This is a genomic window from Nocardia niigatensis NBRC 100131 (genome assembly GCF_000308655.1).
GTDB lineage: Bacteria > Actinomycetota > Actinomycetes > Mycobacteriales > Mycobacteriaceae > Nocardia > Nocardia niigatensis.
On record NZ_BAGC01000064.1, the window covers coordinates 1 to 8,571 of the forward strand.

An 8,571-nucleotide genomic window follows, 5' to 3' on the forward strand; every position below is an offset into this window, starting at 1 on the left:
GGCAGGTTGTGGAAGAAGGCGGTGTCGAACACCGCGACCTGCGGCACGTCCGGCAGCAGCGCGCGAGCCGATTCGATGCCGATGACATTGGGCGGATTGTGCAGCGGCGCAAGCGAGGACAGGTCCACGATGGCCCGCACCACCTCGTCGGTGAGGAGGGTCGGCTGGTAGAAGATCTCACCGCCGTGCACCACCCGGTGCCCGACCGCGGCCAGATCGGCGTGCGCGAGATCCTGGCCGCTCGCGATGAACAGCTCGAACACCACACGCAGGCCCTGCGCGTGATCGGCGATGGCCCCCTGATACTCGAGAGTCTTCTCGCCCGAGGTGTGTTCGACGGTCACCGCGTCCGGCTCGACCGCCTCGCCGATGCGCTGCACCACGCCGTGCGCGCAGACGTCGGCGGTCGCCGGATCGAGCAGCTGATATTTGATGGACGAGGATCCGGAATTGATGACCAGAACCTTCATCACGCCTCCTGCTGGGCCTGAATCGCGGTGATCGCGACGGTATTCACGATGTCGGCGACCAGCGCGCCCCGCGAGAGATCGTTGACCGGCTTGCGCAGGCCCTGCAGCACCGGGCCGATGGCCACGGCCCCGGCGCTGCGCTGCACCGCCTTGTAGGTGTTGTTGCCGGTATTGAGGTCCGGGAAGATGAAGACCGTCGCCTGGCCCGCCACTTCGGAGTTCGGCAGTTTGGTCTTGGCCACCGTCGGCTCGATCGCGGCGTCGTACTGGATCGGGCCCTCCACCAGCAGTTGCGGCGCACGCTCGTGCACCAGCTTGGTGGCGGCGCGCACCTTGTCCACGTCCACGCCCGAACCGGATTCGCCCGTGGAGTAGGAGAGCATGGCCACCCGCGGGTCGATGCCGAACTGGACGGCGGTGCGCGCGGACGAGATGGCGATATCGGCCAGCTGGTCGGAGGTCGGGTCCGGCACCACGGCGCAGTCGCCGTACACCAGCACCCGGTCGGCCAGGCACATGAGGAAGACGCTGGACACCGTGGACACGCCCGGCTCGGTCTTGATGATCTCGAAGGACGGCCGGATGGTGTGCGCGGTGGTGTGCGCCGCGCCCGACACCATGCCGTCGGCGACCCCCATGTGCACCATCATGGTGCCGAAATACGAGATGTCGCTGATGAATTCGCGGGCACGGTCCACGGTCATGCCCTTGTGGGCGCGCAACCGGGCGTACTCCTCGGCGAATTCGTCACGCAGCGGGCAGGTCTTGGGATCGAGCACCTCGGCGCCCTCGATGTCCACGCCCAGCTCGGCGGCGCGGCCGCGCACGGTGGCCTCGTCACCGAGGATGGTGAGGTCGGCGATCTTGCGCTGCAGCACCCGGCCGGCGGCCCGCAGAATGCGGTCGTCGTCGCCCTCGGGCAGCACGATGCGCTTGCGATCGTTGCGAGCGCGCTCGATGAGCTGGTACTCGAACATCTGCGGGGTGACGATGTTGGGAATCGGAACCTCGATCTGCCGCAGCAGTTCCCGCGGATCGACCCGCTCCTCCATGACGGCCAGCGCGGTATCCACCTTGCGCATGCTCGACAGGGAGACCCGGCCGCGGGTGAGCGCGGTGGCCTTGGCGGTCTCGAAGGTGCCGAGATCGGTGGACAGGATGGGCAGCCGGGGCTTGAGGCCCGCCACCAGCCGCGCGATGGACGGTTCGGGCAGCATGTCGCCGTTCATGATGATGCCGGCCAGCGACGGAAAGCCCTCTGCCTCATGGGCGTTCACCAGGGCGAGCAGCACGTCGGAGCGGTCGCCGGGCGTGATGACGGCGACGCCGTCGGTGAGGCGTTCCAGAATGTGCTCGGCGGTCATGCCGCCGACGATCACCTCGAGCGCCTCGCGCTGCATGAGTTCCGGGTCGCCGCTGTAGAGCACGCCGCCGATGGCCTCGCGCAGTTCCTCCATGGTGGGCGCCTGCAGCAGCGGCACCTCGGGCAGCGCCCAGGACGGCACGGCGCAGGCCTGCTTCAGCGCGGCGGCGTCGGCCTCCAGCTGCGCGGGCTCGCACCGGTTGGCGATCACCGCCACCAGCTTTGCGTGCTCGGCCACCAGTTCTGTGCGGCACAGCTCCACCAGCTGGCCCAATCCCTCAGGGGTGCGGCCCATTCCGCGCACCACCAGCAGCACGGGCGCGCCGAGGTTCACCGCGATGCGGGCGTTGAAGCGCAGTTCGCTGGGGCTGGCGACATCGGTGTAGTCCGAGCCGACGATGAGCACGGCGTCGCACTGCTTGGCGACCGCGTGATAGCGCATGACGATCTCGCTGATCGCCGCGTCCGGATCCTCGTGCACCTGTTCATAGGTGACGCCGATGGCCTGGTCGTAGTCGACATCGGAGGTGGAGTGCTCGAGCAGCAGCTCGAGAATGTAGTCGCGCCCGATCGCGGACCGGGTGATCGGCCGGAAAACGCCCACGCGCGGAGTGGTGGCCGCGAGGGCTTGCAGGACTCCGAGCGCCACCGTCGACTTGCCGGTGTCGCCCTCGGGTGACGCGATGTACACACTGGAAACCGGTGTGGCAGCCATGGGCGAAAGCCTACCGACCGTTATGGGCCGATTTCCGCGTGTACCCGGTTACACCATGACGATCGTCCGGGGACGAGCGCCCGCAAGGGCCGCCGGTCCCCGAATGTCACTGGAACGCGGGTGGCGCGAATGGTCAGAGCGCGCGCAGACGGGGCGCCAGATCGCGCTGGAACAGATCCAGGAACCGGCGCTGATCGTGCCCGGGCGCGTGGAAGACCAGATGGTTCAGGCCCGCGTCCAGGTACGGCTTGATCTGCTCGACCGCCTGGTCCGGATCGCTGGCCACGATCCAGCGCTTCGCGATCTGCTCGATCGGCAGCGCGTCGGCCGCGGCCTCCATCTCGATGGGATCGGTGATGGAGTGCTTCTGCTCCGCGGTCAGCGACAGCGGGGCCCAGAAGCGGGTGTTCTCCAGCGCCAGAACGGGATCGGTGTCGTAAGAGATCTTGATCTCGATCATCCGGTCGATGTCGTCGACCGAGCGACCGGCCTTGGCCGCGCCCTCCGCGACCGCGGGCATGAGCTTCTCGGTATAGAGATCCATGCCCTTGCCGGAGGTGCAGATGAAGCCGTCACCGGCCCGGCCGGCATAGCGGGCCACCAGCGGACCGCCCGCGGCGATGTAGACCGGGATGCCGCCCTTGGGCACGTCGTAGATGGAGGCGCCGACGGTCTTGTAGTACTGGCCGTCGAAGTCCACCCGCTCGCCCGTCCACAGGGCGCGCATCAGCTCCACCGACTCGCGCAGCCGCGCGAAACGCTCCTTGAACTCCGGCCATTCGCCCTGGAAGCCGGTCGCGATCTCGTTCAGCGCCTCACCCGAGCCGACACCGAGCATGATGCGGTCCGGGTACAGGCACCCCATGGTCGCGAAGGCCTGCGCGATGACCGCCGGGTTGTAGCGGAAGGTCGGGGTCAGCACCGAGGTGCCGAGCTGAATGCGCTTGGTGCGCTCGCCCACCGCGGCCAGGAACGCCAGCGAGAACGGGGCGTGCCCGCCATTGTGCCGCCACGGCTGGAAATGATCGGAGACGGTGGCGCTGTCGAGGCCGTGCGCCTCCGCCTCCACCGCGAGTTCCACCAGTTCCCGCGGGCCGAACTGTTCCGCGGACGCCTTGTAACCGAGCTTGAGGTCTTTCACCTGGGCACTCCTGTCGCCATGCTGCGCTCGAGCTGTGCGGGCCAACCTCCCGCCGGACCGTCCGGCCGGGCGGCGCGAACGGGCTTACCTCGCACCATAGGTCTCATACCCGGGCCGGGATGCGGCAGGGGTCACACCCGAGAGGTCGAACCGCGCATCGGCGCAGGCTATTCCGGTCGCGCCGGCGGCCGGGCGGGCCGCCGGCCCCGGAATATATGAGCTTTCGTTCCGCGGATAGCGGAGAATGTGCGCGTGACCAACTCGAGCGCAGAACCGATCCTCTCCTATCTGACCGACATGGACGGCGTCCTGGTGCACGAGAACCACATGGTGCCCGGTGCCGATCAGTTCCTCGCCGAACTGCGCGAAAACGGCACGCCGTTCCTGGTGCTCACCAACAACTCGATCTACACCGCGCGTGATCTCGCGGCCCGGCTCAAGCACACCGGCCTCGACATCCCGGCCGAATCCATCTGGACCTCCGCCCTGGCCACCGCGGCATTCCTCCAGGACCAGCGGCCCGACGGCACCGCCTACGTGGTCGGCGAATCCGGCCTCACCACCGCGCTGCACGAAATCGGTTACGTCCTCACCGATTCCGATCCCGACTACGTGGTGCTCGGCGAAACCCGCACCTACTCCTTCGAAGCCATCACCAAGGCCATCCGCCTCATCGCGGCGGGCGCGCGCTTCATCGCCACCAACCCCGACGCCACCGGCCCCTCCCGCGAGGGCATCCTCCCGGCCACCGGCTCGGTCGCGGCCCTCATCACCCAGGCCACCGGCAAGACCCCGTACTACGTGGGCAAGCCCAACCCGCTGATGATGCGGTCGGCGCTGCGCCGACTCGGCGCGCACTCGCAGTCCACCGTCATGATCGGCGACCGGATGGACACCGATGTCATCGCGGGCCTGGAGGCCGGCATGCGGACCATCCTGGTCACCACCGGCATCTCCACCCCGGCCATGGTCGAGCAGTTCCCGTACCGCCCGACCATCATCCTGCCGTCGGTCGCCGCCCTGGTCGGCAAGACCAAGGACCCGTTCGCGGTCTAGTCAGGCACCAGTCGCGTCGCCCCCGAGCGCGTCGAGGGCGGCCGACAGGCTCGTCAGCGCGTCCACGATCCGGGTGAGCTGCTCGGTACCCAGCTGCGCGACAAGCCGATCCGCCATGGCCGCGTGCTGCGGGTCGATCCGCCGCACCGCGTCGTGGCCCGCCTCGGTGATGGCCACCAGCTTGGCGCGCCGATGCGCCGGGTTCTGGCGGTACTCCACGAATCCCTTGTCCGCCAGCACATCCGCCACCCGCTGCACACTCTGACGGGTGATGCCCATCTCGCGGGCGATACCGGCCACCGGCAGCGGCTCGTGCAGGATCGCGCCGAGCACCATCCACCACGCGACGGTGATTCCGGACGGCCTGGCCAATTCCTCTGCGATCGAGAGGAATTGACCGTTCAGCTTGAAGGTGGTGACGGCCGCGGCCCCGAACAGGTCCTGCGCGGTGCGCGTCATCGCGCGGCCGCCGCCCGCTGCTGCTCGTATTCGAACAAGGCGTAGAAGCCGGCGGGATCGTTGGTTCCGTACAGCCGGTACCAGGCCTCCAGCACGTGCGGCTCGAAAACGTCCAGGCGAGCGAGGATCTCGCGCGCGAACTCGACCGGGCTGGTGCCGGACGCCGTGATCAGATCGCCACCGGTCACGGCGGGCGCCTGGACGAAGTGCGCGCCGCCCGAATATCCGGTGTAGGACAGGTATTCGGCGGCATTGCTGGTGTGCGGGCGATCGTCGAGCAGCCCCTCCTGCGCCAACGCGAACGTCGCGCCGCAGATCGCGGCCACCGGCACTCCGGCCGCCAGGAACTCCCGGGCCTTGCGCGCGAAAGCGGCCGGCGTCTCGGGATCGTGCTCGGTCTCCAGGCCCGGCAGGATCAGCATGGCGCTGTCGGCGGGCCGCAGATCGTCGAGGACGAGGTCGGGCAGGATGCGCATGCCGCCCATCGAGGTGATCGGCTCGGCGCCGCGGGCGACGGTCTTCACCTGCCAGGTTCCCGGCTCGCGGTGCCAGAGGGCGCGGTTGATGTGTGCGGTCGCATGCCCGGCCTCCCAGTCCGAGAAGGTGTCGTAGACGGCCATGTGGACTGTTCTCATCATGACAGCATGCTGTCATGTTTGACAGTAGGCTGTCAATTGCCGCTGGTGCCGCAACCAGACAGGGCCGGCACCCAGTGGGTTCCGGCCCTGTCGGAGGCTCGTCGGATCAGCTCAGCGCCTGATCCAGGTCATCGAGGAGATCCTCCACGTCCTCGAGCCCGATGGAGATGCGGAGCACGCCGTCGGTAATGCCCACGGCCGCACGGCCTTCCGGCCCCATCGCCCGGTGGGTGGTGGTGGCCGGATGCGTGATCAGCGTCTTGGCATCGCCGAGGTTGTTGGAGATATCGACGATGCGCAAGCGATTGAGGACCTCGAAGGCCCGCTTCTTGGCCTCGTTCTCGGAGGCCTTCAGCTCGAAGGTGATCACCGTGCCGCCGCCCGACATCTGACGCTTGGCCAGCTCGAACTGCGGGTGAGAACTCAGGAACGGGTACTTCACCCAGGCCACGGCCGGATGCGTCTCCAGGAACCCGGCGATCCTCAGCGCGGAGTCCACCGACTGGCGCAGGCGCAGCGGCATGGTCTCCAGGCCCTTGAGCAGCGTCCACGCGTTGAACGCGCTCAACGCCGGACCGGTGTGGCGCATCAGGTTCTTCACCGGACCGTCGATGTAGTCCTTCGGTCCCAGGATCGCGCCGCCGAGCACCCGGCCCTGGCCGTCGATGTGCTTGGTGCCCGAGTAGACGGTGATGTCCGCGCCCAGATCGAAGCCGCGCTGCAGCAGCGGGGTGGCGAAGACGTTGTCCAGCACCACCTTCGCACCCGCCGCGTGCGCGAGATCGGAGACCGCGCGCACATCGGTGAGGGTCTGCATGGGGTTGGAGGGGGTCTCGAAGAACACGGCCTGGGTCGGCACCGACAGCGCCTGCTCCCACTGGTTCAGGTCCTCGCCGTCGACGAAGACGGTCTCCACGCCCCAGCGCGGCAGGATCTCGTTGGCCACCACGAAGCAGGAGCCGAACAGGCTGCGCGCCGCCACCAGGCGGTCACCCGCGGCGAGCAGCGCGCCCAGCGCGGTGAAGACCGCGGACATGCCGGAGGCGGTCGCGAAACAGGCCTCCGCGCCGTCGATCAGGCGCAACCGCTCCTCGAACATGGCGACCGTCGGGTTGCCGTAGCGGGAGTAGACGAAGTGCTCGATATCGCCGGTGAAGGACGCCTCGGCCGCCTCGGCGCTCTCGTAGACGAAGCCCGAATTGAGGAACAGCGCCTCGGAGGTCTCGTCGAAGCCGGAGCGCCGGGTGCCGCCCCGCACGGCCTGCGTGGCGGGGCCGACGCCCTCGGGGAGCGGTTTGTCGAAGGAACCGCCGGTGATCATGACTGCCTCCCTGCGATCGGGCCGGACACGGAACTCATGACTGACGCCAGGGCAGGCCGTCGGCACGCCAGCCGGTGCTGCCGCGATGGCCCTGCCCGTCGAGCGCACCCTCGAAACCGTCGACCACATTGAAGGACGGGGCGATGCCGAGCGTGGTGGCGGCGGTGGCCGCGCCGATGGAGCGCTGCCCGGAACGGCAGATGAAGATGACCGGCGCCGCCGAATCCTGGCCGCGCTCGCCCAGGGCCTGCTTCAGCTGGTCGGTGAAGCGGGCATTGGGCGTGCCGCTGACATCCACCCATTCGATCAGCGCGGTCGGCCGGCCGATGCCGCTGGTGTCGGGCACGCCCACGAACCGCCACTCGGCCTCGGTGCGCACGTCCACCAGGACCGCATCGGGGTTGTCGCGCAACAACTCCCACGCCTGCTTCGGCGTGATGTCACCCGCGTAGCTCACTTGTACCTCCTGTGAATCCGCACTTGCCGCATCGCTGTTCGATGCGAGGCCAGGTCGTCACCCGGAGCACCCCACCGCGGAGGAGGGTTGCCGACCAGCCAGCCGGGGCTTGGCGCTGGTACTCATGACCTGGGATGAGCCTGCCGAAAAAACGGCCCCACTGTCAAACCCCGGCCGTGACTTCGGGCCATGTCACGAATTGCAGACCAACCAGCGGGAATTCTCCCGGGTGAAGCGCCAGGTCGCGGTGGTCTGGACGCCCCCGGCCGTGAAAGTGACCTGGGCCGTTGCCTTGTCGCCGTCGACGGCCGGATCGGCGAGCCTGTCGAACGAGATGCTCCCGCCGGACGCGGCCACGCTCTTCAGCGGCGAGGCGTTCTCGTCGAATCCTTTGCAGGACAGGGCCGGATCGTACTTACCGGTGTCGCTGCGGGAATTGATGAAGTTGCCGGCGGCCACCGCGAGCCGATCGGAATCTGTGACATTCTTCTCAACCGGCGAGACCAGCGTCGCGATCACGATGCCCAGGATCACCACGGCGATCACGCTCGCCGCCACCAGGAACGGCCACATGGTGCGGGCCTCGTTCTGGTCGATCGGAACCGATGGGCCCTCCGCAGTCTCGTCGACGTCGCTCATGGGTAGATCATGCCTGGTCGCCGCTGTCCGCCGGCCACGGCATCGCCACAGTCCGCGACCCGGCGTTCCCCCGCTCCGGGCCTCGGCATTCCCACAGTTCACGGCCCTGCGCGCGCAGGGCCCCGTGCGCCATCGATAGAATCAGCAGAATTTCCGCCCCAGCGCGGGAATAGCAAGACTACACAGCAACGCTGCAGCGACGGGGGCCGACGACGGTCACCGAAGCCAGTGCGTCAACTTAGCCTAAGCTAAGAACGACGGCTGAGTTTTGACGACAAGTTAGTTTCGACCCAAAGGGTGCGCGGAAGAATG

Annotated in this window: 8 protein-coding genes, 1 pseudogene and 1 riboswitch; of the genes and pseudogenes, 1 reads left to right on the forward strand and 8 read right to left on the reverse strand. The window is 68.1% G+C overall.

The annotated features are described in order from the left end of the window. The 3 genes and pseudogenes from ON33_RS28870 to fgd form a co-directional block, all read right to left on the reverse strand. Positions 1 to 470 (reverse strand): annotated as a pseudogene (locus tag ON33_RS28870) (acetate kinase); the annotation flags it as partial. Continuing rightward, positions 470 to 2,548, reverse strand: coding sequence for a phosphate acetyltransferase (pta, locus tag ON33_RS28875; protein ID WP_040862280.1), 2,079 nt, complete (start codon positions 2,546 to 2,548; stop codon positions 470 to 472). The gene pta and the pseudogene ON33_RS28870, both read right to left, overlap by 1 nt. 133 nt (positions 2,549 to 2,681) lie before the next feature. Further along, positions 2,682 to 3,689 carry a glucose-6-phosphate dehydrogenase (coenzyme-F420) gene (fgd, locus tag ON33_RS28880; RefSeq protein WP_040862281.1) on the reverse strand — a complete coding sequence of 336 codons (1,008 nt, stop codon included), beginning with the start codon at positions 3,687 to 3,689 and terminating at the stop codon, positions 2,682 to 2,684. A gap of 297 nt (positions 3,690 to 3,986) precedes the next feature. On the opposite strand from fgd, the gene ON33_RS28885 reads away from it, so the two are divergent. After that, complete coding sequence (locus ON33_RS28885; RefSeq protein WP_083869376.1) at positions 3,987 to 4,745, forward strand: HAD-IIA family hydrolase; 759 nt, start codon at positions 3,987 to 3,989, stop codon at positions 4,743 to 4,745. Here ON33_RS28885 and ON33_RS28890 read toward each other — a convergent pair whose 3' ends face one another. From ON33_RS28890 to ON33_RS28910, 5 genes are all read right to left on the reverse strand, one after another. Then, positions 4,746 to 5,204: a MarR family winged helix-turn-helix transcriptional regulator gene (locus ON33_RS28890; RefSeq protein ID WP_040862283.1), complete on the reverse strand. Its 459-nt coding sequence runs from the start codon at positions 5,202 to 5,204 to the stop codon at positions 4,746 to 4,748. Then, on the reverse strand, positions 5,201 to 5,842 hold the full coding sequence (locus ON33_RS28895; RefSeq protein WP_040862284.1) for a type 1 glutamine amidotransferase family protein: 642 nt from the start codon (positions 5,840 to 5,842) through the stop codon (positions 5,201 to 5,203). The genes ON33_RS28890 and ON33_RS28895 overlap by 4 nt, the downstream gene beginning before the upstream one ends. Before the next feature lie 106 nt (positions 5,843 to 5,948). Further along, complete coding sequence (locus ON33_RS28900) at positions 5,949 to 7,163, reverse strand: O-succinylhomoserine sulfhydrylase (RefSeq protein ID WP_040862285.1); 1,215 nt, start codon at positions 7,161 to 7,163, stop codon at positions 5,949 to 5,951. A 34-nt stretch (positions 7,164 to 7,197) separates the two neighbouring features. Beyond that, the gene (locus ON33_RS28905; protein ID WP_040862286.1) at positions 7,198 to 7,620 is read right to left on the reverse strand and encodes a rhodanese-like domain-containing protein; all 423 of its coding nucleotides are present in this window, start codon (positions 7,618 to 7,620) and stop codon (positions 7,198 to 7,200) included. Between the two features lie 14 nt (positions 7,621 to 7,634). Continuing rightward, a riboswitch (SAM riboswitch) is annotated at positions 7,635 to 7,750 on the reverse strand. Positions 7,751 to 7,812: 62 nt separating this feature from the next. Further along, positions 7,813 to 8,259, reverse strand: coding sequence for an Rv0361 family membrane protein (locus ON33_RS28910; RefSeq protein ID WP_040862287.1), 447 nt, complete (start codon positions 8,257 to 8,259; stop codon positions 7,813 to 7,815). Between the last annotated feature and the right edge of the window lie 312 nt (positions 8,260 to 8,571).

Bases quoted from the DNA above. Each gene is read 5' to 3' on its own strand.
- pta (WP_040862280.1), bottom strand. From the start codon at position 2,548: ATGGCTGCCACACCGGTTTCCAGTGTGTACATCGCGTCACCCGAGGGC.
- ON33_RS28885 (WP_083869376.1), top strand. From the start codon at position 3,987: ATGGACGGCGTCCTGGTGCACGAGAACCACATGGTGCCCGGTGCCGAT.
- ON33_RS28890 (WP_040862283.1), bottom strand. From the start codon at position 5,204: ATGACGCGCACCGCGCAGGACCTGTTCGGGGCCGCGGCCGTCACCACC.
- ON33_RS28895 (WP_040862284.1), bottom strand. From the start codon at position 5,842: ATGATGAGAACAGTCCACATGGCCGTCTACGACACCTTCTCGGACTGG.
- ON33_RS28900 (WP_040862285.1), bottom strand. From the start codon at position 7,163: ATGATCACCGGCGGTTCCTTCGACAAACCGCTCCCCGAGGGCGTCGGC.
- ON33_RS28910 (WP_040862287.1), bottom strand. From the start codon at position 8,259: ATGAGCGACGTCGACGAGACTGCGGAGGGCCCATCGGTTCCGATCGAC.